Raw genomic sequence first — 21,535 nt, forward strand, 5'->3', positions numbered from 1 at the left:
TTCCCCGTACCCCCAACCGGCGTTGGGGTCGCTGGCGCCGCCCGCGGGCAGGGGCGTGGGGAAACCCGGTTTCCCCGTACCCCCAACCGGCGTTGGGGTCGCTGGCGCCGCCCGCGGGCAGGGGCGTGGGGAAACCCGGTTTCCCCGATGTTCAGGAGAGGCAAACCCTGCCTCTGGAACCGTGCTACAATAAGCGAAAGCAACGCATCGCAGGGAGCTTATGCCGGAGTACATCGCCACGATTGGCCTGGAGATCCACGCCCAGGTGCGGACGGCCTCGAAGATGTTCGACGGGTGTAGCGCCGACTACGCCGGCAGCGCGCCGAACAGCCGCGTGTCGGTGGTGAGCCTGGGGTTGCCCGGGGCGCTGCCGGTGGTCAACGCTAAAGCCATCGAGTACGCCGCCCTCTCGGGGCTGGCGCTGAATTGCACGGTCAACCAGCGGTCGATCTTCAGCCGCAAGTCCTATCCCTACCCCGATCTGCCGAAGGGGTTCCAGATCACCCAGTACGACGAGCCATTGTGTTCGGACGGCTGGATCGAGATCCGCCTGGCTTCGGGGGCCACCAAACGCATAGGGATCGAGCGGCTGCACATCGAGGAGGACACCGGGCGCCTGATCCACGCCGACGACGGCTCCTCGCTGATTGACTACAACCGCAGCGGCGTGCCGCTGATGGAGATCGTCACCCGCCCCGACATCGCCACCCCCGAGGAGGCGCGGCTGACCTTCGAGAAGATCCGCCAGATCCTGGTGTGGATCGGGGTGAACAGCGGCAACCTGGAGGAAGGCGCCCTGCGCTGCGACGCCAACGTGAGCGTTCGTCCGGCAGACCAGGCGGCCTACGGGGCAAAGGTGGAGATCAAGAACATCAACTCGTTCCGCTTCGTGGAGCGGGCGCTGGCCTTCGAGATCCAGCGGCAGATCGCGGTGCTGGAGGCCGGCGGCGTGGTGACCCAGGAAACCCGCGGGTGGGACGAGTTTCGCGGTGAGACCGTAGGGCAACGCTCAAAGGAGTACGCCCACGACTACCGCTACTTCCCCGAGCCGGACATTCCGCCGCTGGTGTTGAGCGCCGAGTGGATCGCGGCGCGGCGCGCCGAGTTGCCGGAACTGCCCGACGCGCGCCGGGCGCGCTTTGAAAGCGGGTATGGGCTGAGCTTCCAGGATGCCGACCTGCTCACCCTGGAGCGCCCGATCGCCGACTACTTTGAGGCGGCGGTGGCGGCGGCGCGGGAAGTGGGCGGCACGCCGAAGGACGTGGCGAACTGGGTGTTGAACGAGGGCTTCCGGCTGCTGAAAGAACGCAACGAGCCGGCCCTGCGCCTGGTGGAGCGCATGCCGGTGGCCCACCTGGCCGCTTTGATTGACCTGGTGGCGAAGGGCAGCATCAATCGCAATGTGGCCAAGCAGGTCTTCGAGGCCAGCTTTGACAGCGGGGCCGACCCGGCGCGTCTCGTGGCCGAGCGGGGGCTGACGCAGATCAGCGACAGCGCGGCCCTGGCGGCGGTGGCGCGCGAGGTGATCGCCGCCAACCCCAAAGTGGTCGCCGAGTACCGGGGCGGCAAAACCAGCGCCCTCCAGTACCTGGTCGGCCAGATGATGCGCGCCACCCGCGGGCAGGCCAACCCGCAACTGGCCCGCGAGCTGCTGGAGGCGGAACTGGCGGCGGAGCAGTAGCGCAACCTTCCAGGTTGCGCGCCTTCCAGGTTGCGCGCCTTCCAGGTTGCGCACCGGGGAAACCTGACCATACAAGCAATGAGCACAGCCGACGACAATCGAACCCCCGGCCCCATCGAGTTGATCGAATCGGCGCGGACGAAGTATACCGCGGCCCTGGGGCGCCTTCGGCGGGGCTATCTGGAACTGGCGTTGCTGAGCTTCCACGGCAGCGTGGAGGACGCCCTGCGCGCCCACGGGCTGCGCCTGAACCTGCCCGCGGCCCGTGAGCCGTTTCCTGACCTGCTCGAGGCGTTAACGCAAGTGACGCTGGGGCCGTTGAGCCTCGCCGAGGCCGAGGGGGTGCGGCGCATGCACCGCCTGCGCGGGCGCATCGCCCACGGCGAGCAGGTGGTGGTGGCTGCCGAGACGATTGACGCCTACCGGCGCCTGGCGGCGCGGCTGTTGCCGCGCTACGGGGTCATGGTCACCCCGCCGGACGAGGAACCGGGGGCGACGCTGCTGGCGGGGAGTGCCCATGTGGAGGAGCGTGAGGCGACGAGGGGGCGGGCCGAGGTGATGCTGCGGCGCGGGCCGCGCGACGCGCGCGTGGCGACAGTGGACAGCGGGCCGCGCCGGGAGCGCACCGTGTACCCCGACGCGGAGCTGGCGCGCTACGTGGGGCGGGTGCGGCCGAGTCGCGCCACGAGCGAGTTGCCCCTGGCGCGGCAGCTCAACCGTGGGCCGGAGGCTATGTGGAACGGCGCGCCGGTCTGGCTCTTGCCGACGCTGATCGTGCTCAGCATCTTCCTGGTGGGGGCGGTGATCTCCATCGGCCTGCAGCAGCGCAGCGCGGCCCCGCCGATGCCCACGGCGGTCCTGGCGCCGACAGCGGGCCTGCCAGGCAGCCTGGCACGTTCGCCCGTGGCCGTCCCGGCGCCGGGGGAGGAGGGCGGCGCGGCAGACGAGGCGCCGCCGACCGTGGCGGTGCTGCCTCCGTTCGCCCCGGGCCAGACGGTGTACGTGCGCGGGGACGTGGAGGTGTTGAGTGTGCGGGCCAACCCGGGCGCCGCCGCCGACAATGTGGTCATCTTTGGCCTGGGGCCGGGAACGGCGGTCGAGGTGCTGAGCGGCCCTGTCGAGGCGGACGGTTACACCTGGTGGCAGGTACGCAGCCCGCTGGGCGAGGGCTGGTGCGCGGGGCAGTATCTGGAGGCGCGGTAGGGGCGTGTGGAGGTGTGGAGGTGTGGAGGTGTGGAGGTGTGGAGGTGTGTCCGGTTGATGTCTTGAACATTTTGTGAATTCGATTATCGGCGGTATTTTTACATCTCCACAGCTCTACATCTCCACACCTCCACATCTCTACGGCACCACAGCGCTCTGCGCGGAAATGGGCCGGAGTGGCGAAATGGCAAACGCTGCGGTCTTAAAAACCGCTGGGGGCAACCCCTTACGGGTTCGAGTCCCGTCTCCGGCACCAGGTAGAATGCACAGGACCGCGTGATCTCACTCCTTGAGCGGCTTGTTGTCCGCCACACCATTTCGTCACGAATGACGAAATGGTGTGGCGGCGTCTTGTGGCTCCTGAAATCGAGGTGAGCCGGAAGCAGTGGTTAGATTAGAATGGATGACGCAAAGGTGCCAGGGCGCAAAGAGTTTTGCCACTGATTTAAGCGCCCATACCGGCAGCCGTCTGCTCCAGGCGCTGGTGGTCGGGGTGGCGGCGCTGAGCTACTGGTCGCGTCTGGCGCTGCTCGCCCCGTTCACCCTGGCGGGCGCGGCGCTGGCGTTCCTGTTCAGGCGCGGCTTGCCCGCGCTGTGGGCAATCCATCGCGAGCTTGCCGCGGTTCATCCGGTGCTCTTTGCGAGGCTCACCCGGGGCGCTGCGATGAGGCCACACGGCTGCCCCGCGTGCCTGGCCAGGGCGTTATTAGAGTGCTGACCGAAATATCCACTGTGGACACTGAGCCGTGTGGCTCGTCGCACTCGCGCCGCTATCATTTCGGGTCAATCTTTTCGAGAAACGCTATTAGTAGTCTGAAAACAAAGTCTTTCGCTGAACCGCCGCCCCTCCCTAACCCTCCCCCGCTGGGGAAGGAGCCCGGCGTCTCCCTCCAACAGGGGGAGGCTGGGAAGGCGGCGGAAATGCCAGGAAACGTAGTTCACAGACTTCTATCGTCTGTGAATGAAGTGTTTCGGCAATTAACTGTCACCTCCTCACTCCTCCTCTCTGGTGGAGAGTTCTTCAACCAAGAACGGGTTTTCGGCATCCCGGCGCGGTGCGACGGCGCTCCTTCGCCGCCCTGTCTCCGCCCACAGCAGCGTCACCTTCGCGGTCATCAATCCTCTTCGTGAGATAGACGCGCACTGACCATCTGCTTGCTGAGCTCGGCGCACCCGAAGAGCGCCACCGCGTTGGCGCAGGTCCAGAGCTGGAGCGCCAAGAGCGTTCCGATGGCGCCGTACAGGTTGCGCGCGCTGAAGAAGCGGATGTAGAGGCCGAGGCCGTAGGTCGTGAGCAGCACGGCCACGGCGCAGACCAGGCCGGGGAACCAGATCGCGCTCCAGCTCAGGCGCACCGGCGGCAGCGCCCAGAGCAGGAGAATGTAGATCCCCGCACGTACTGAGAAGCTATCCAGTCATCTACTCGCGCAGCGCCCCCCGGGCGCGCAGCACCACCCAGGCGCGGCGATCACGTTTGGGGACCCATAGCGGCGCGATCGGGCTGACCTGGCTTACCCAGATGAGCGTCGCGTAGCGGGCCGTGGCCCGCTGGCGCCAGAAGCGGGGATCGTCAACGCAGAGCTCGTTGGCGTACCGGGTCCGCAGGTCGTCCAGATCCTCCGGAGCAAGCGCCAAACAACGGACCCGGTCAACCCGTCCGATGCCAAGGATTGGTCCGCTGGAACGTTTCAGCAGGAGCACATCGTCGGGGTGCACCTGTTCAAACGGCGCGCGGCGGTGAACGGAGAAGCGCGCCTCGATGCGCTTCTGCCCGGCGAGGATCAATCCCATGTAGGGTTCGACGAGAATGGCGAGGTGCAGGGCGCGCGGCGCCGGATCGGCGGCCAGCACGGCGTCCAGGCTGGCGCTCCAGAAGGGATCGTCCGCGACCGCGGCGCGCAAGGTCTCTGGCTCAAGGTAAGGGAGAGGCATGCCGGGCGCCATCTTCATGCGAGAAGACCGAGGGCGCGGGCGCGGGCAACGGCGTGGGTCCGGTCGCGGGCGGCGAGTTTGCCGTACAGGTGGTGCAGGTGGGTCTTTACCGTGCCGACGCCGACGACCAGCAGGTCGGCGATCTCCTGGTTGGAGCGACCCTCGGCGATCAGATGCAGGATCTCCTGCTCGCGGGCGGTTAATGGCTCCTGCAGAGGTTCGAGTGGCGTGGTGTCGGGGGGCGGTACGGACGCGCCGTATGTCGCCGGGAGATCGACGGGGGCGTGCGGAGCCGGGCCGGGCCGCGCCTTTGAAAGCGCGGCCGCGGCGTCGAGGAAGATGCGCCGGGCGCACATAGGCGCCGCGATGCGGCGCGCTTCGTCGAGGGCGCCCGCCGCCGTGGGTCGCCCGAGGGTGTGCTCCGCCTGCGCCCGCAGGACGGACAGTTCAAGCATGAGCCGCGCGTCTCCGCTCGCCGCGGCCTGTGGCAGCCGCGCGATGATCCAACCCAGCGCCTCCTCGGCGCGCCCCGCGGCAATCCCCACCTGCAGCCAGGTGGCGAACACGAACGCTTCCGATAGAAACAGGGGGCCAGCCGGAGGCGTGTAGCGTCGCGCCCATTGCTCCGCCGCCGCCAGGTCGCCCTGGAGCAGGGCCAGCCGCGCGGCGACCGCCCGGGCGTAGGTTGCCACCAGGGGGAGCTTGAGGCTCTCGGCGGCGAAGCGCAGAAACCGATCGCTGACGGCCCGGGCCTCGGCGGGCCGGCCCTCGGCCTGGCGCAGCAATGCCAGCGCCGCGTAGCCGAACGGGAGGGCGTCGCGCACCTCGCCCTGCTCCGCCAGGGCGATCCCGGCCTCGAGGCGCCGGGTGGCCTCCGCCAGTTCATCGCGCTCGTATGCCAGCGTGCCCAGGCCGATCATCGCCCAGCCCGCGACGGGCAGGAGCGCGACGGAGGCGCCTGCGGCGGGCCGCGCGCGGGCCAGCGCCTCGTCGTAGGCCGCGCTCGCGTCCTCCCAGCGCCCGAGGCTCTGGTAGAGCAGCCCGGCCAGGCACCGCGTGGTGATCGCGGTGTGGCGGTCATCGGCGTCGAGCAGGTGCAGCGCCTCGCGGTAGGGTTCGACGGCCGCGGCAAGCTCACCGCCCATGTGCAGCGCGAGCGCCAGGCCCATCGTCGCGAAGCCGCGCAGGGTCGGTTCGCCGGCGCTGATGAGCGCGCGGGCCTCGCGCGCCCGCGCGATCGCCTCGGCGTACTGGCCGCGAACGCGAAGCATGTGGCTGTCAAGCGCAACGATCCAGGCCCGCAGCGCGCGGCGCTCGTCCTCCGCAAGGTCCGCCGCGGGGAGGGCCGCCGCCGCCGCGTCGAGAAGGGGCGGCACGGCGTCCGGCTCGGCGCGGCCGAAGCGCGCCCGGGCCAGCAGGATGGCGAGCGCCGGCGACGCCTCCACCCGCCCCGGCGGCAGGGCCTGGATCAGGGTGGCAAGCCGCGCGAAGGCGCCGTGGCGCAGCAGCGTCTCGCCCGAATCCTCGATGAGACCGGCGGCCCGCTCGTCGTCGCCGCCGGCGAGCGCGTGGCGCACCGCCGCATCGAGCCGCGCGGGGCCGTCCACCGCCACCGCGCGGGCGTACCAGGCTGCTGCGCGGCGGTGGAGCGTTGGGGCCGCCTCCGGCGCCAGTTCATACAGCCGCGCCCGCAGGACCTCGGCAAACAGATGGTGGTAGCGGTACCAGCGTCGCTGGTCGTCAAGCGGAACCAGGAAAAGGTTCTTGCGCTCTAACTCCCGAAGAAGGTGCTGGCTGAAGCTGGCGCCGGAATCGCCGGCGGAGGCGCCTGGCGCCCGGCTTTCCGCCGCGATACCGAGGACTGCGTCGCAGAGCGAGCCGCAGAGCTCATCGAGGATCGCGGTTCGGAGGAGAAACTCCCGGATGTGGAGCGGCTGCTGCGCGAGCACCTCGTCGGCCAGGTAGTCAATGATGTAGCGGTGACTCCCGGCAAACGCGGCGACAAATCTGTTTGGGTCGGGCTGATCGCTGAGGGCCAGGGCAGCCAGTTGCAGGCCGGCGGCCCAGCCCTCGGTGCGCGCCTCCAGCGCCTCGATGGCGGCCTCGTCCAGACGGAGACCGGTCGCGGCGGCAATGAGTTCGCGCGCCTCGGCAGTGGTAAAGCGCAGATCCGCGGCGCGCAGTTCCGTCAGCAGCCCGCGGGCGCGGAGCCGGGCCAGCGGCAGGGGCGGGTCGGCGCGAGCGGTGATCGCCAGATGGACCTGGGGCGGCAGCCGCTCGATCAGTTGGATGAGCGAGGCGTGAATATCCGGATTCTCGATGAGGTGATAGTCGTCGAGCACCAGCGCGTAGGGCCGCTCGGGACCGGTGACGGGGGGCAGGGCGGCCAGGCTGTTGATCAGCGTCGCCACGATGACCGGGAGCGGGGCGGGCTGGGGCGCCCGCGCGAGCGAGAGGGCCGCCGCGCCCGCCCCGGGCGCCAGCCGCTCGCAGGCGGCGCAGACATAGCTCCAGAACAGCGCCGGGTCGTTGTCTTCGGCGTCGAGGGAGAGCCAGGCGAAGCGTTCGAGCGATTGCGGGTCCGCCGGTCGCGCTTCCAGCAGCCACGTGCTCACGGCCGTCGTCTTGCCGGCGCCTGCGGGCGCGGAAATCAGGGTCAGCGGACCCTGCTGCCCCTGGCGCAGCTTCGCGACCAGCCGTTCACGGGTGATGATCTGTTGTCGCCGCGGCGGGCTGAGCAGCCTGGTCGCGAGGAGCGTATCGGGTGGCCGCCGCCCGGCCTCCGCCTGTTCTTCCGCCGCCATAAGGTTTCCGTCGTTCGCCTGCTACGAGCCTGTACGGATGGCCCCTTCGGGCGCGTCCGGGCGGGCTTTGCCCTACCAGGAAAACGCTTGCTCCGCTCGTTGGGAGGATGGGGAACCCGGGGGGACCCACCTCTCAGGTGTAGGGTTTTTGGGGCGAGCAGGGGTTTTCGGCATTCCAATGCGCTTACGGTCCTCACCCCCCTGCCCCCCTCTCCACCTACGGTGGAGAGGGGGGAGTTGGGCGTCCCAATGCCCCGGATGGCGAATGCGACGCGAGGATGTGTCGGAAAACCCTACACCTGAGAACGGCCCGAGGGGCGGGTCCGAGAGGGCGTAGCCCCCGGAACCCTATAGGACACCCGGGGTGTTCGGACGGGTTTGCCTCTCCCAACGGCAACGCCGGAATGCGCCATGCCTGCCATTCATACTCAAGGCAGGCATTATACGGCGCGCGGAGAGGCGGCGCAACCCGGTGGCGTCGTGTTTTGCGCGACCCCCTCGCCAGCATACCCGTTGGGTGGTTGTGCGCCACTACTCGGGTTCTATCCCCAGGTGGAGGCCACGCGGCGCGAGGTTCCCGGCCCGGCTCTACCGCGGGCTCTATCGCGCGATAGAGGCGCTTTGCCCCGCCGGCGAGCGATACTGTCGGCAATAAGCAGCGGCACGGCCCCGTGGAGAAGGCGGCCGCATCTGAGCAAGGATACCGTGGCGATGGCTCATTACATCATCCGCGTGGGCGGACACCTGGCGGCCCGCTGGTCAGTCTGGCTGGCTGGCATGGAGTTGCGCCATGAGGCCGACGGCACGACGACGCTCTCCGGCGCCCTGCCGGATCAGAGCGCGCTCTTCGGCGTGCTGACGAAGATCCGCGATCTGAATCTCCCGCTGCTCGCCGTCGAACGCGCTGGCGAGACGACAGTAGACGAGTGCTACGGAGGAAGACAATGAACAACTCCATGACCGGCGCCATCGGGCGGACCCGCACCTGGCGCGCCATTCTCACGACGGCCCTGGCGCGGCGCCCGGTCCCCGCGGCCCTGACGATCGCGGCGGGTGATGTCCTTATCCGCGTGGCCCTGCAACTGGGGGTGCAGGCCCTGCTCGGCCCGCGCTGGGCCGAACTGGTTACCCTCGTCATCCTGACGGGGCTGACGCTCGGGCTGATCGCCTTGCTCGGCTGGTGGGGCCCGGCGGGCTTCAACCGGCCCGCGGCCTGGCGCTCACCCGGCTTGCTCTGGCTGCCGGCAGCGCTGACCTTCGTCCTGCCGTTCGTGGCCGGCTTCCGCAGCACCGAATTGCCCATGGCCGGCGTGTTCGCCGTGGCCTACCTGCTGGTCGGGTTACGGGAGGAGGCGCTGTTCCGTGGCGTCGTGCTGCGGGCGCTTGAGCGCCTGGGGCCGATGGGCGCGGCCACACTCACCAGCGTTCTGTTCGGGCTCACCCACCTCGCGAACCTGTTCTTTCGCGAGAGCCCAGGGCTGGTGCTGGCCCAGGTGGTAGGGGCAATGACCACTGGCTTTGGCTACGCCGCCCTGCGACTGCGCACCAACACCCTCTGGCCGCTGATCGTCCTGCATGCGTTTGAGGATCTCACGCTCCACTACAGCCATCTGCCGGTCATCCCTATCCAGGTGATCCGCGGCGTGACGCTGGTGATCTATGGAGCATGGCTGCTCCGCGGTTGGAGCGTAGAGGATCAGGAGGAAGCGTGATGGCGGCCCACGACGCACGGGGCGCGACGGCGCCGTTGACGGATCACATCGGGTTGGAGCGGCTGATCTTCTTCAGCGACGCGGTGTTTGCGATTGCGATCACCTTGCTCGCCATCGAGATCCGGCTCCCGGCCGGCGAGTATGGCGATAACGCGGCCCTGCTAAACGCCCTGATCAGCCTCTGGCCGCGCTACCTGAGCTATGGCGTCAGCTTTTTGGTGATCGGCAGTTTCTGGCTGGCCCACCACCGTATGTTTCGCCACATCGTTCGCTACGACCGGCGCCTGCTCGGGCTGAACCTGGCGCTGTTGCTCGGCATCGCCTTTGTCCCTTTCCCCACGGCCGTGCTGGGCGAGTCGGACAGCGTGGTGGCGACGAGCTTCTACGCCCTGACCATGGCGGCGACGGGGCTGTTGAGCGCCGGTCTGTGGTGGTACGCCAGCAACCGCGGGCGGCTGCTCAAGGCGCCGATGGCGCCGCATGCCCTGCGGGCATCCCGCTGGCGGGCCCTGACGCCGCCGGGGGTCTTTCTGCTCTCCGTGCCTATCGCCTGGTGGAGCAGCGACCTGGCCCGGTTCTCCTGGCTGCTGATCGCGGTGGGGTTGCTGGTCCAGGCGCCCGGTCGGGACGAAGCGTTGCGTGGCGCCGGGGCGCCCGTGGCCGGTGACTGACGCTGCCATATGAGACCTGACCGGCAGGCCCGCGGCCCCGTGGTGTGAACACAGATGGCCTGCGCGCCTGCCGGTCAGGTCTTTGCGTCATCTCACCCAGCGATTGTTGCACCGTACCTTCCCTCCATGGCTTACAACTTCCACCTCTCGCCGGCCTACCGGCTGATGATGCTCGATGACGCCGAGGAGGAACAGCCTGCCACGCTGGCGCGCGAATGGCAACCCCGCTTCCAGGCCGCGGACGATCCGCTCGCCTTGACGCCGCCTCTGCTCACCGGCTTCGATGACATGACCCGCTCCGTGCCCCTCGCGGAGGCGCAAACCCTGATGAGCCGCCGGCCGACGAGGAGAGCGAGGTGAACGCGGCGATGAAGGACGGGCGCGGCCAGACTGCGTTGTCGGGACTGCCTGGTCTGGCATTTACCGCAGAGACGCAGATGATGCGGAGAGGTGCAGAGGCGGTCCGGGGCCGCGCATTTGCGATCTCGCGAAGCTACGCCCGGCGTTTCTGTGCTATACTTGCCCCCACATTTTAAACCTGGACATGGTTCATACCCGCGTAGCGGCTGGAGGAGACGAAGGTGCAGCCTCCCCGCATTCCCCCTTCCGCGCGCGGCAGGTGCGCGTCCGGTCGAAACGCGGGCGTGTCTGCCGCCGCGGGCCGAACAGGCAGAGGCTGCAGCCCTCCGTGCCTCCCCCGACTGTCACCTCACAAGGCCGCGTAGCGAAACCATGGCTCGGCACTACTGAATGCCAGAGGCGAGGTCCGTATGCAACGCACCATCCACAAAGTGCTTGTGGCGAACCGCGGCGTTCCGGCGGTGAGGATCATGCATACCTGCCGTGACCGGAAGATCCCCACGACCGCGGTGTACAGCACGCCTGATCGGCTGGCCTATCACGTCTTTATGGCCGACACGGCCATTCATATCGGCGATGCGCCGCCGATTAATTCGTATCTGAACGGGGATCGGATCATCGAGGCCGCTCTGGCCAGCGGCTCGAACGCCATCCATCCTGGCTGGGGGTTTCTGGCGGAAAATGCCGACTTTGCCCAGAAGGTCATTGACGCCGGTCTGATCTGGATCGGCCCCAGGCCGGAGGTCATCCGCATGATGGGCGACAAGATCCAGGCCAAGGAGATTGCCCGGCGCTCGAATGTGCCGACCATCCCCGGAATCGAAAACGTCACCCGCCCCGAGCAGATAACCGAATGGATGTGCGAGCAGGACATCGCCTTTCCGATCATGATCAAAGCTGCCTCCGGCGGCGGCGGGAAGGGCATGGTTCGCGTTGACACGCCCGAGCAGATCCCCGGCGCGCTGGCCCAGGCCCGTTCCGAGGCCAGGAAATCCTTTGGCGACGATACGGTCCTCGTAGAAAAGTATATCGAGCATGGCCGGCACATCGAGGTGCAGGTGGTGGCCGACGAGTACCGGCACGTCGTCCACCTCTTTGAGCGCGAGTGCACCCTTCAGCGCCGCAACCAGAAGATTATCGAGGAAGCGCCTTCGACCCTGGAAAATGACCTGCGCCAGGAGATCTGCGTCACTGCGGCGCGCCTGATGCGCCGGATCGGCTATACTTCGGCCGGCACCGTGGAGTTCATCTTCGACCCCGCCACCCAGAGTTTCTACTTCCTCGAGGTCAACACCCGGCTCCAGGTCGAGCACGGCATCACCGAGCTCATCACCGGCCTGGACATCGTCAGCATCATGCTTGATGTCGCCGAGGGCAAGCCCCTGCCGATCAAGCAACTTGATGTCGTCCCCAACCGCTGCGCGCTCGAGGTGCGCCTGAACGCCGAGGACCCCAAGACCTTCGGCCCTTCGTTCGGCAAGATTACCCGTCTGCGCACGCCCCTCGGCCCTAATGTGCGCGTCCTGCTCGGCGCGGCGGAGGGCGAGGACATTCCGCCGTACTACGACTCGCTCTTCATGCTTCTGATGACTTCGGGCGCCGACCGGGCCGACGCGCTGCGGGTGATGGACCGGGCGCTCACCGGCGACCTGCGCATTGAGGGCATCAAGACCCTCGCGCCCCTGCTGCTGAGCATCATCAGGCACCCCAAGTTCATCGCTGGCGACTTCTCGACCAAGTTCATCGAGCAGCACCTGCCGGAGCTTGTCTCCGGCTTCCGCGAGCGCACCAGCGAGGACGAGATGCTCCGGGTCGCCCAGTACGTGGCCGAGATCTCCGCCCTGGGCCCGCAGAGCTGGATGTGAGGTGAACCATGGCAACCATCACTGTCTCCCCGCCGGCCGCCGTTCAGGAAGATTACGTTTTTGTGCGGCCAGGCATGACCGCCCGCGAGATCGTCCAGGCGGTGCGCAATCTGCAGGGCGTCTGCCTGACGTCGGTGAGCATGCGCGACTCCGGGCAGTCCGACTTCAAGAATCGCCACCGGATCTACGATCTGAAGACCCTGGCCCCGATGTACAACCAGATGGGCCTCTTCAGCGCCGAGTGTCACGGCGGCGCACGCTGGCACGTCGGGATCATGAACCGCCGCGAGAGCCCGTTTGAGGAGATCCAGATCCTGCGCCAGTTGATGCCCAACGTCCTGCTCCAGACCCTGGTCCGCGAGACGAACCTGTGGGGCTACCGGCCTTACCCCCGGAACGTTATCGAGTACGCCGTCTCACAGGTGGATATTGATGTCTGGCGCTGTTTTTCGTTCCTCAACGATGTGCGCAATATGCGCGCGGTAGCCGAAGTGGTGATGAAGCGCGGACGGCTGTTCGAGCCGGCGATCTCGTTTACGGTGGCCGACTGGGCCACCGATGCGTACTATCTGGGTGTGGTCCGCGAGATCGTCGCCCTTGCCGGGGGCGTTGATGAGATTATCCTCTGCATCAAGGATATGGCCGGCGTCGGCAACCCGGTGCGCATCGGCCAGCTGGTGACGACAATCAAGGAGCACTACCCCGAGTTGCTGGTCCACTACCACCGCCACGTCACCGACGGGCTGGCTGTGCCGGCGCTGTTCGCCGCCGCCCAGGCCGGGGCCAAGATCGTTGATGTCCAGGAGGACGCCCTGGTGCGTTTCTACGGCCACTCGCCCATCCTCGGGGTGCAGGCCTACTTCGAGGAGGGCGGCATCCACGTGCATCTCAACCGGTCGGCTGCGGAGCAAGCCAACCAGCAGGTGCGCGAGTGGATCGGGCACTACGAGTGGGCCGAGTCGCCGTTCAAGGGTTACGATCACGGCGTGACCCGACACCGTATGCCCGGCGGGGCCTTTCCCAGCTCATTTGAGCAGGCCGAGAAAGGGGGGTTCCTGCACCTCATGCCGGCGATCCTGCGCGTCATGTCCCTCTATAACCAGATCGTGCGCTACTTCGACGTGACTCCGGGCTCGCAGATCACCTGGGTGACGTGCAGCGGGATCGTCAACCGCTATGCGAAGGAGCAGGGCGAGGCCGGCGTCCGGCGGCTCATCGCGCTGCTCAGCAAGTTCGTCGAGGAGCAGGGGCAGGATATGGAGGCCATGAGCGAGGAGGAGCGCGAGGAGCTCCTGCAACTGTTCCGCAACGCTTCCGGGGATTTCAAGAACCTGCTTGTGGGTGGCTACGGCAGGCTGCCAGTCGGCTGGCCGGCCGACTGGGTGTACCAGAGCGCCTTCGGCGACGAGTGGCAGGCGAAGATCCAGGCGCGCACCGACCTCTCGCCCCTCGATACGCTCAAGGACGACAATCTCGACAAGCTCCGCCAGACCTTGAGCGAGGCCATCGGGCGCGCGCCGACGGAGGAGGAGTTCATTCTCTACCTGATGCATCCCAAAGATGCCCTCAGCTTCATCGAGTTCCGCGAGCGCTACGGCATGGCGCCCCTGGTGCTGCCGACGGATGTCTGGCGCAACGGCCTGCGGCGCAGTGGCGATAAGGTTGATTTCGAGCTTGATGGCAAGCCATGCTGTATCGAGCTCGTATCAGTCGGCGCCGAACACGAGGGTGTCATCCACGTGGTGCTGAAGGTCAACAATGTGACCCGAGTCTACCCGGTGACGACGCCGCGGGCCAGGAAGGCGGAGATACGGATGGCAAAGGGCCCCAATGAAATCGGCGCTCCAATCAACGGCAACGTATGGCGCATCGGCAACCCGCAGCGCGGCCCGATCCATGTCGGCGATGTTGTGCACAAAGGCGAGGAGGTGGCAAACCTCGAGGCAATGAAGATGGAAAACGCCATTCTCGCCCCCTTCACCGGCCGTATTGCCGAGGTCTGCATCAAGCTGAACGACGTGGTGAAGGAAGGGCAGTTGCTGTTCGTGCTGGAGAAGGAAGCCTGATGCGGTACGGCAGGGCCGAAGCAGTGGCGTAGCCACTGCTTCGGCCCTGCGCTGCCGTGTGCTACAATACCGTGGCTATTGCCATTCGATCCTCCCTCTATCTTCCAGGAGAGGACAAAGTGCGACGCATTCGCAGTTCATCGCGCCTGCCGTGCCCTGGCCGCTGTCCGACCGCGCGATCGCAGGCCCGCATACGTAGGGAATAGCAGCGGAGCGAAGGCGCCGGCAGGAGAGCCGCCGCTGGCCGCAGTCCTGCATAATCAGGGAATGACGAGCCCGCCAGACCAGGCAAGCCCGTGCCAGCCATCAGCCGCCTGCTTCATACAAACCCGGTTCGGTTGGTGATCCTCAATGCGCTCCTCTGCGGAGTCTATGTGGTCGTAGCGTCGCTCGGGCTGCTCTTTGCCACGGCGCCGAATCCATTCTCACCGGTGTGGCCCCTGTCCGGAGTTGTCTTCCTGGCCCTGTTCCAGGGAGGCCTGTGGCTCTGGCCAGGGGTATTCGTCGGTGAAATGATCACCGGAATATGGATAGGCATTCCGGTTCCAATCGAGATTGGAATCGCGGTATGTTCCACCCTGGAGGCGGTCATTGGCGTGGCATTGCTCCGGCCGCTACTTGGTCCCTCGTTCGAACTCGACGCGCTCAAAGAGGTGCTGGCGTTCATCGCCGTCACGATGCTGATCAGCGTTCCGCTCGCCGCCACCGGGGCGAGCGCGTTGTTTATACTGAGCCAGGGGATTCCTGGCGCCGAAGCCTGGCGCTTCTGGCGCACCTGGTGGATCGGCGACGTGATGGGCGTGCTGACGGTTGCGCCGGCGCTCGTTGCGTTGCAACGGCCGGGGATTCGCTACCTGCGCTGGAACCGCATCGTCGAGGTGGCCGTGCTGTATGGCCTGCTCATCACAGTCACGGGCGTCGTAATGCGTTTCGAGTTAAACTACGCCTACGTGCTCTTCGTCTTCGTCATCTGGGCCGCCCTGCGGTTCGGACCTCACGGCGCCGCTGTCGCGATTGGCGTCATTTCTATCCTGACAATCGGGCTGACCAGGCTGGGGAACGGGCCCTTCGTCGTTGCGGCCTTCGACAACGGCCTCTTTTTTTTGCAGACTTTCCTGGCCGTGCTGGTTGTAACCGGGCTGATCATGAGCGCCCTGGTCGCCGAGCGGGAGCGCCGGTTGCGCGCCACGCGGCTTCTGGCCGATGTTGGCGGCGTTCTGACGAAGCGCGCCGACGAGGCGCAGATGCTGGACACCGCCGCGAGGCATATTGCCGCCTGGGTTGATGGTTGTTGCATCGATCTCCTTGAGCGCGATGGACGGCTGCAGACCGTTGCCGCGGCCTGCCTCGACCCGGGCTGCAAACCACACCTTACCGCGCTGCGCCAGATCGTTGCTGACCCGGCTGAACCGTACCTGCTCACTCGAGTGATCCAGGAACGCCGGCCCCTTATGCTCGCCGACCCGGATCAGGATCTGGCCGTCCGGATTACGCCCGGCGGGGCGCGCCGGGCGCTATGGTCGGCCATACGGCCAACCATGCTCATCGCCGCGCCGCTGATCGCCCGCGATCAACCCCTTGGCGCGTTGTTGCTGTTCAGCAATCACCCGGCGGGGATCTACCGGCGCCTTGATCTGGAAGCGGTACAGGAACTTGCCGAGCGGCTGACTCAGGCCCTCGTCACAGCTCGATTATCTACCGAGCTGGCGCGTCTGAACCGCTTTGAGGCCCTGGGTCAACTGGCAAGCGGCATCGCCCACGACTTCAACAACCTGCTCACGGTTATCGAAGGACACAGCGAACTGGCGCTGGATAGTCTGGAAGGCGACCACCCGGCGCGGGCCGATCTCGATGCCATCCGGTCAGTGCTGAAACGGGGGAAGGACCTGGTGCGCGAACTGCAGATCATCGGCCAGCGTGGCGAGGTGGCGATGCAGCGCCGTGACCTGAATGAACTGGTTCGGCAGACCGATCTGTTGTTGCGACCCTTGCTGGGGAAGGATGTGGAGCTAATTTACCGTCTGGCGCCGGATGCGCTCCTGTGCCAGGTTGAACCAGTTCAGTTCGAGCGCGTCCTGGTCAACCTGGTCAAAAATGCCCGCGACGCGATGCCGTCAGGCGGGCGGATTACGATCAGCACGGGCCGTTGCGAGATTGTCTGGCAGGATCCTGATGTACCTGAGCTGGCGCCAGGAAGGTACGTGCAACTGACGGTTCGCGATACCGGCAGCGGGATCGCTCCCGAGGTCGCGGCGCGCATTTTCGAGCCGTACTTTACCACCAAGGGTCCCGGCAAGGGCGCTGGTCTGGGTCTGACGATCAGCTACAGCCTGATCAGGCAGATGCGGGGGACGATTACGCTCCAGTCAGAGGTGGGGCGTGGCGCGGAGTTTGTGATCTACCTGCCCGAATTACCGGCTGAGGACAAAACCGGTTGAACAACGCACGCCGCCGCGCGAGCCAACCAGCCTCTGCCCGGAGCGGTATCAGTTCATCTTCGGCACGCCCATTCCCGCCTACGCGGCGCCCCTCGACCAGGTGCTGCCGGTCGGGGTGCGGGCCATCTGAGCGGTGGAAAGTCTATGGCACACTTACGACGAACAAAGCCTGCCGGTCGCGGTGCTGATCTGGGCGCGCGTGCACGGGATGGTTTCGCTCGAAATCAGCAATCACTTCCGCCCCTGGGGCCGGATGGGGCCGCGCTCTACGAGTGCGAGCTGGAGAACATCAAACGCCAGTTCATCGTTTCTGGAGAAGGAGAACTGCAATGCGCGTCGTGATCTTAAACGGCGCCGCTGCCGATGACTCCCTCGGCGCACGAGTCGAACGCGCCGTGCTTGCGCACCTGGCATCGCAGGACCACAGCGTGCGAACCTTTACCCTGCGCGACAACAAAATTGGCAATTGCGCTGGCGATTTCTTCTGCTGGGTGCGCAGCCCCGGTCAGTGCATGGTCGCCGATGACAACCGTGAGATCGCCGCCGCCGTCGCCAATGCCGACCTGCTCATCTACCTCACCCCCATAACCTTCGGCGGGTACAGCTCTACCCTTAAAAAGGCCGTTGACCACCAGATCCAGAATATCTCGCCCTTCTTTGTTACCCTCAGCGGCGAGACCCACCACGCCAGACGCTACGCCCGCTACGCCGACCTCCTCGTCATTGGCTGGCAGCCCGAGCGCAACCCCGCCGCCGCGGCCATCTTCCGCCACCTGGTCTGGCGCAACAGTCTCAATCTGTATGCCCGGACCTGGCATTGCGAGATTGTGAGCGGCGATCCTACGGAAGCGGCGCTCGCCTTGCAGATCGCCTTCGCCCTGGACATAATGGCGCGCGGCGAATCCGATCCTCGCCCAACCTTGCCAATCAATCAACTCGACCCGGATCAGGGTCGCGCTGCTCCCCGCAGCGCGCTGCTGCTCGTTGGCAGCCCGCGCACCAGCACCAGCACCTCGCACGCTATTGGCGACTACCTCATGCAGCAACTCGAGGCGCGTGGCGTACAAACTGAAATCACCCACATCTACACGACGCTCAACAACCCGCACAAGATGCAACATCTGCTCGGCCAGATCGAGCGCGCCGACCTTACGGTGCCCGCTTTCCCTCTCTATTTCGACACCCTGCCCGCGCCCGTCATCCTGCTCCTGGAGCGGCTCGCCGCTCACCGCGCGGCGCATCCGGCCCCGGCCGCCGGCTTTGCCGCCCTGGTCAACTGCGGCTTCCCCGAACCGCAGCACAACGCCAATGCCCTCGCCGTCTGCGCCGAGTTCGCGCGCAGCGCCGGCTTCGCCTGGCTGGGCGGTCTGGCCCTCGGTGGAGGTGAAGGGGTAGTACACGGTACGCCGCTGACCGAACTGGACGGGCGCGCCAGGCCCCTGAAAAAGGCGCTCGCTCTGGCCGCCGAGGCTCTGGCGCGGGGGCGATCCATCCCCCCGGAAGCCCGGAAACTGATCAGCAGGCCGCTCATCCCCCCCTGGGCCTACCGGCTAGTTGGCACGTTCGGCTGGCGGCAGGCAGCCAGACGCTGGGGCGCGCACAAGCACCTGAAACGCCGGCCCTACCAGGCGGAGGAGTAGAGCTGTGGGGGTGTGGAGGTGTGGAGGGGCGTGGGGAAACCTGGCTTCCCTATAGCGATGAGGCATGGGACGAGGGGGAAGGAACGGGATCCTGCCCGTTCCACTATCACCTCCCCAGCGCCTCCTGCGGCGAGCGCGCAATCGTCACCCCCTCAAGGGTGATGCCCAGGTGGGTCAGGGTAAGCGCCACGCTGGCCGAGACGCCGGTAAGCACGACCTGACAACCGAGCAGTTCCAGGGCGCGGGTGGTATTGCCCAGCGCCAGGGCCACCTGGTCGTCCACCTGGGGAACCCCGCTAATATCGAGGATCACCCGGCGCGCCCGTTGCGCGCTGACCTCCTGGAGCAGGCGCGTGGTAAGCGCCTGGGCGCGGCGTTCGTCGAGCGCGCCGACGAGCGGCGCCAGCAAAATGCCCTCGGCCAGCCGGATCACGGGGGTCTCCAGGGTGGCGACCAGTTCGAGCAGACGTTGTTGCTCCGCGTTGCGCCGCGCCAGTTCGGCAGCCTGGGCAACCAGGTCACGTTCACGCTGTTCAGCCTGCGCGCGGGCCTCCTCCGCTTCGCGCTTTGCCGCTTCCAGACGCCATGCGTTGTCAACCGCCAGGCGACTGAAGGTCATCCCGCCGATAATGAACAAAAAGGTGATGAGATCAAGCGGGTCAAGGTAGAGCGCGCCTATGCGATAGACAAAGGCAGCCAGCACCGCCAGCGCGCTCCCCAGCACCCAGAGGGGGCCGGCAAGCACCAGTGCCATTGCGGGAACGGCGTAGATCACGTGGTTAAAGCCGTCACGCAAAAACTCATCATCTGTTCCGACGGCGACAACCACAGTCATGAAAACTAGCAGCGCGTAGCGGGCCTGATCCCAACCGCGCCAGTAAGCAAACCAGAGACCGCCACTGAGCGCAAGCGCCACGAGGGCCTGCGCGAGCACTTCCCAGTGAGGATAGAACAGGGAAACAAACACTAGCGTTATGGCTGACAGCGCGGTAGTCAGCCCGAACACGCCGTAATTGATCTGGCGCTGGGTGAGTTGGAACATGCTTGTCCTCCCGTACTCGCTACCAGGAGCATCCAGCAGGTTCCTGGACACGAATGGTCGGGGAAGAGGGTTTCTGAAAGGGCGCAGTTCTCCCAGATCCTCCCATTCAAGAACTTGCCGAATGCGCCACGAATGCTGCAATGGCACGTCGTCTCCGCGGGGACGAAGGGGCGCAGCCTCTGCGTGGCTCTCCTACAAGGATACGTGTCGCTGGAGTGCTAATGCGCTCTGCAAATCGCTTTCGGTGTGGATGTGGCTGAGGTCGAGCCCGAGGTTGACGATCGATTGCGCGACCTCAGGGCGGACACCGACCAGAGTCGTACTGGCGCCAAGCAGACGCGCCGCCTGCACCACGCGAACCAGCCCCTGGGCTACCTGCGCGTCCACGCTCGGCACCCCGGTAATGTCGAGCAACAGTCGGCGGGCACGGCTCGCTTCGATCCGCTTGAGGGCATGCTCCTGGACCTGCACCAGGCGGGCGCTATCAAGGACTCCGACCAGTGGCATAACCAGGGTGTCGTTACCAACCGGCAGAACCGGCACGCTCATCTCGCGAATTATGTCGCGTTGCTGCTCGATGGCGTTGAGCAATGCCGCCTGATCGGCGGCGTGTCGTTTGACATCTTCCAGCGCCAGGGCGAGTTCGGCGGTGCGCTGGTTGACGCGCCGTTCCAACTCGTGATTGATCTGCTCCAGCATCCGTTGCGCCTGCATACTCTCCTGTCTGGCGAGTCGTTCGGCGCGGAGGGCCCGTTCCTGGCGTACAACCAGTACACCGGTGAGAACTGTAGCGATGATGATCAACGGACTGTGTCCGATCTCCCAGTCTGCAACCGCAGAGACGAAAAAGACGCCGAACCCAAAGGCAATGGTCAGGTACGGCAGCCACGCCAACATATCGTGTGACGTGTTCGATACCGATGCGGTCACGGCCCCTGGCTCAGCAGCGTACCAGGAGTGATAGCACGCGCCTGCGATCACGGTGCAGTAGCTCAGTGACCAGAGCGCGTTGGGCCAGGAAGTGTAGTCGTAGAGTTCCCGGAGCAGAAGCGATGCGTAGCCTATGGAGGCAATAACCGAGGCGACAAAAGCGATAATCAAGATCCGCAGGGTAAGCTGACCACCGCCGGTTGCACCACGCAATGCTGCAACGGCCAGGCCGAAGATCACGGCAAGATCGCCTAGAGGGTAAGCCAGGGCCAGGACGAGTAACTGCCAGTTTTCGCCACCCTGGATCAGTTGCGGTTCCAGGACGAAATACTACAATCCCATAGCGCTGCTGAGCGTCACCAGCGCAACATCTAGCCAGAATGCGATGCGTGCGTCACGTTGCTGCGCGGCGCCGGGAAAGGTCAGGAGCGCGGCGAGCGCAAACGGGTAGAAGCTCAGATACGCTGCGTCGGCCAGCGATGGTGAGGGCACTTCTCCGATGGCAAGGGTGTAGCCAGTGGACAGTATTTCACCCAGCAGGCTCGCGCCATAGGCGCAACTCAACAGCAGCCAGGTCCGCCGTGCGTGTGGATCGAACCGTTGAGAAACGCCAGTGCGCAGCGCGAGCCCGACAACAGCCAGGGCTAGAGGAACGAAAAACACCGTGCTGATCACTTCGTGAAAGGCGGGGTTGCCCCAGCGGAAGGCAAGCCAGTGCAGATGGATTCCGGACCATACAAATGCAGCCAGCATAACCCGGCCTTCCCAGGTGTACAGGCTGCGGTGGAGAATGTTTTTCCAGGAGAAACTTCCTGTGATAAATGATGAGGCCATAGTTTGTAGTTGCGCGTTGTCGCGTGAGCAGTGTATCTGGTCGTGTCGTCTGGACATGAGTTCGCTGCGCAGCCTGTTGCATACCCGTTGGGGTAGGCACAGAGGCCGCAGCCTTCGTGCTCCGTTGGTTCCGCCCGCGGCAGACTCCTCGTGGTTTCGCCGGGCGCGCGTCTGCCGCGGGCAGAACGGCGGTTGTGGAGAGGCGGAGCCTCCCCGCCAACGGTAGCGTGGAATGTAAAACATGACGAGACTGCGTCTCGGCGGCGAGGCGAGAGTCTGCCGCCCCTGGCACGGTTTTCCCGTTCAGTACGGCGCGGTGCGGCCGCACCGTACCGAACCGGAGCTTTCGGACGGGCA

The 21,535-nt window shown here is 66.1% G+C and carries 18 protein-coding genes and 1 tRNA gene; 12 read left to right on the forward strand and 7 right to left on the reverse strand.

The annotated features are described in order from the left end of the window. The first annotated feature begins 220 nt into the window (after positions 1-220). The 4 genes from gatB to NZU74_18135 all read left to right on the forward strand — a co-directional run bounded on the left by gatB (position 221) and on the right by NZU74_18135 (position 3,602). On the forward strand, positions 221-1,681 hold the full coding sequence (gene gatB / locus NZU74_18120; GenBank protein MCS6883253.1) for an Asp-tRNA(Asn)/Glu-tRNA(Gln) amidotransferase subunit GatB: 1,461 nt from the start codon (positions 221-223) through the stop codon (positions 1,679-1,681). Between the two features lie 78 nt (positions 1,682-1,759). Continuing rightward, a complete protein-coding gene (locus tag NZU74_18125; GenBank protein MCS6883254.1) occupies positions 1,760-2,884 on the forward strand; it encodes a ligand-binding protein SH3 in 1,125 nt (374 codons plus the stop codon). Between the two features lie 170 nt (positions 2,885-3,054). Further along, a tRNA-Leu gene (locus NZU74_18130) sits at positions 3,055-3,140 on the forward strand. 147 nt (positions 3,141-3,287) lie between these two features. Further along, complete coding sequence (locus NZU74_18135; protein ID MCS6883255.1) at positions 3,288-3,602, forward strand: hypothetical protein; 315 nt, start codon at positions 3,288-3,290, stop codon at positions 3,600-3,602. A 275-nt stretch (positions 3,603-3,877) separates the two neighbouring features. Here NZU74_18135 and NZU74_18140 read toward each other — a convergent pair whose 3' ends face one another. Genes NZU74_18140 through NZU74_18155 form a run of 4 tightly spaced genes read right to left on the reverse strand, consistent with a single transcriptional unit; the run spans position 3,878 to position 7,620 of the window. Further along, positions 3,878-4,000 carry a hypothetical protein gene (locus NZU74_18140; protein ID MCS6883256.1) on the reverse strand — a complete coding sequence of 41 codons (123 nt, stop codon included), beginning with the start codon at positions 3,998-4,000 and terminating at the stop codon, positions 3,878-3,880. Next, entirely contained in the window at positions 4,000-4,260 is a 261-nt protein-coding gene (locus tag NZU74_18145; protein MCS6883257.1) for a YihY/virulence factor BrkB family protein, read from the reverse strand. The genes NZU74_18140 and NZU74_18145 overlap by 1 nt, the downstream gene beginning before the upstream one ends. Before the next feature lie 43 nt (positions 4,261-4,303). Further along, positions 4,304-4,816 carry an ASCH domain-containing protein gene (locus NZU74_18150; protein MCS6883258.1) on the reverse strand — a complete coding sequence of 171 codons (513 nt, stop codon included), beginning with the start codon at positions 4,814-4,816 and terminating at the stop codon, positions 4,304-4,306. A gap of 14 nt (positions 4,817-4,830) precedes the next feature. Next, positions 4,831-7,620, reverse strand: coding sequence for a LuxR C-terminal-related transcriptional regulator (locus NZU74_18155; protein MCS6883259.1), 2,790 nt, complete (start codon positions 7,618-7,620; stop codon positions 4,831-4,833). A gap of 711 nt (positions 7,621-8,331) precedes the next feature. Between NZU74_18155 and NZU74_18160 the strand changes: the two genes are divergently transcribed. From NZU74_18160 to NZU74_18195, 8 genes are all read left to right on the forward strand, one after another. Then, positions 8,332-8,568: a hypothetical protein gene (locus tag NZU74_18160; GenBank protein MCS6883260.1), complete on the forward strand. Its 237-nt coding sequence runs from the start codon at positions 8,332-8,334 to the stop codon at positions 8,566-8,568. Continuing rightward, positions 8,565-9,332 (forward strand): CPBP family intramembrane metalloprotease, encoded by a 768-nt coding sequence (locus NZU74_18165; protein ID MCS6883261.1) that lies wholly within the window; start codon positions 8,565-8,567, stop codon positions 9,330-9,332. The genes NZU74_18160 and NZU74_18165 overlap by 4 nt, the downstream gene beginning before the upstream one ends. Next, complete coding sequence (locus NZU74_18170; protein MCS6883262.1) at positions 9,332-10,003, forward strand: TMEM175 family protein; 672 nt, start codon at positions 9,332-9,334, stop codon at positions 10,001-10,003. The genes NZU74_18165 and NZU74_18170 overlap by 1 nt, the downstream gene beginning before the upstream one ends. A gap of 126 nt (positions 10,004-10,129) precedes the next feature. Continuing rightward, on the forward strand, positions 10,130-10,363 hold the full coding sequence (locus NZU74_18175; protein ID MCS6883263.1) for a hypothetical protein: 234 nt from the start codon (positions 10,130-10,132) through the stop codon (positions 10,361-10,363). A gap of 410 nt (positions 10,364-10,773) precedes the next feature. Next, positions 10,774-12,228, forward strand: coding sequence for an ATP-grasp domain-containing protein (locus NZU74_18180; GenBank protein MCS6883264.1), 1,455 nt, complete (start codon positions 10,774-10,776; stop codon positions 12,226-12,228). Positions 12,229-12,236: 8 nt separating this feature from the next. Continuing rightward, complete coding sequence (locus NZU74_18185) at positions 12,237-14,294, forward strand: biotin/lipoyl-binding protein (GenBank protein ID MCS6883265.1); 2,058 nt, start codon at positions 12,237-12,239, stop codon at positions 14,292-14,294. Between the two features lie 341 nt (positions 14,295-14,635). Continuing rightward, positions 14,636-16,732: an MASE1 domain-containing protein gene (locus NZU74_18190; protein MCS6883266.1), complete on the forward strand. Its 2,097-nt coding sequence runs from the start codon at positions 14,636-14,638 to the stop codon at positions 16,730-16,732. Between the two features lie 329 nt (positions 16,733-17,061). Further along, the gene (locus tag NZU74_18195; protein MCS6883267.1) at positions 17,062-18,372 is read left to right on the forward strand and encodes an NAD(P)H-dependent oxidoreductase; all 1,311 of its coding nucleotides are present in this window, start codon (positions 17,062-17,064) and stop codon (positions 18,370-18,372) included. Positions 18,373-18,478: 106 nt separating this feature from the next. Here NZU74_18195 and NZU74_18200 read toward each other — a convergent pair whose 3' ends face one another. From NZU74_18200 to NZU74_18210, 3 genes are all read right to left on the reverse strand, one after another. Then, positions 18,479-19,414, reverse strand: a complete 936-nt coding sequence (locus NZU74_18200) for an STAS domain-containing protein (protein ID MCS6883268.1) — start codon at positions 19,412-19,414, stop codon at positions 18,479-18,481. 192 nt (positions 19,415-19,606) lie between these two features. Next, positions 19,607-20,584: an STAS domain-containing protein gene (locus tag NZU74_18205; protein MCS6883269.1), complete on the reverse strand. Its 978-nt coding sequence runs from the start codon at positions 20,582-20,584 to the stop codon at positions 19,607-19,609. A gap of 90 nt (positions 20,585-20,674) precedes the next feature. Continuing rightward, a complete protein-coding gene (locus tag NZU74_18210) occupies positions 20,675-21,178 on the reverse strand; it encodes a hypothetical protein (protein MCS6883270.1) in 504 nt (167 codons plus the stop codon). Positions 21,179-21,535 lie beyond the last annotated feature (357 nt).

This window comes from Chloroflexaceae bacterium, assembly GCA_025057155.1.
Classification (GTDB): Bacteria; Chloroflexota; Chloroflexia; order Chloroflexales; family Chloroflexaceae; genus JACAEO01.